The organism is Shewanella algicola, assembly GCF_014648035.1.
Classification (GTDB): Bacteria; Pseudomonadota; Gammaproteobacteria; order Enterobacterales; family Shewanellaceae; genus Shewanella; species Shewanella algicola.
The window spans coordinates 1-719 of the sequence record NZ_BMQI01000163.1 but is presented as its reverse complement, the minus strand read 5'-3'; the positions used below and the strand labels follow the sequence as shown (position 1 = coordinate 719).

The following is a 719-nucleotide window of genomic DNA, read 5'->3' as shown; positions in this document are numbered from 1 at the left end:
TGTTAGATTTAATGATGGCTTCTCGTCTTTTAAACAATATGCAATCAATCCACCAAGTAGATTAAGCATGAACCCATGCGCGCTGCGGTGTCTTGAGTGTTCTATATAGGAAATATTTTTCAATTGGTCATTTACTGTTTCAATGATGAATCGCTTTTTTAACATGGCTCTATCCCATAAAGAAATAAACTTTTTCTTCATGTTCTTACGAACGGTGGTGATTAATTCAACGCCCTTTTCCAAAAGCTCACCCGTTAGAGCTTGGCTAATGTAGCCTTTATCGCCATAAAGCTTACCGAAAAGGTACTCAGCCATTTCACTTACAGGCTGCCTGTCATCCACATTACCTTTCGTCAGTTTTAACGCTACAATTTCACCCAAGTGATTGATAATAAGATGCAGTTTAAATCCAAACGACCACCCCATGGTTCCCTTTCCGTGTTCGGCAATGCCTTCAAAAACCTTATTTCGCTTCGCTCGAATGATATGACAGACTTCAATTTTAGTGGAGTCGACAAACTGAATACCAGTTGGCTTTCCAAGCTTTGAGGTCAGATAGCTACACATGGGCACAACGACGCTAGGCATTAATGCAAGGAAACGCGTGTAGCTTAGCAACTCAGGAAAATAGGGCTTTAGCTGGCGACAAACATAGTTCAGATAGTAATTTTTGAAATCTCGGTAATGTGATTGATGGAAATGAATAATAATGGTCATCA

The 719-nt window shown here is 39.8% G+C and carries 1 protein-coding gene; it reads right to left on the bottom strand.

Features of this window, described 5'->3' with window-relative positions; all coding sequences use genetic code 11:
* The coding region (locus IEY42_RS22230; protein WP_188927337.1) for an IS982 family transposase at window positions 1–719 on the bottom strand (719 nt) is incomplete at both ends.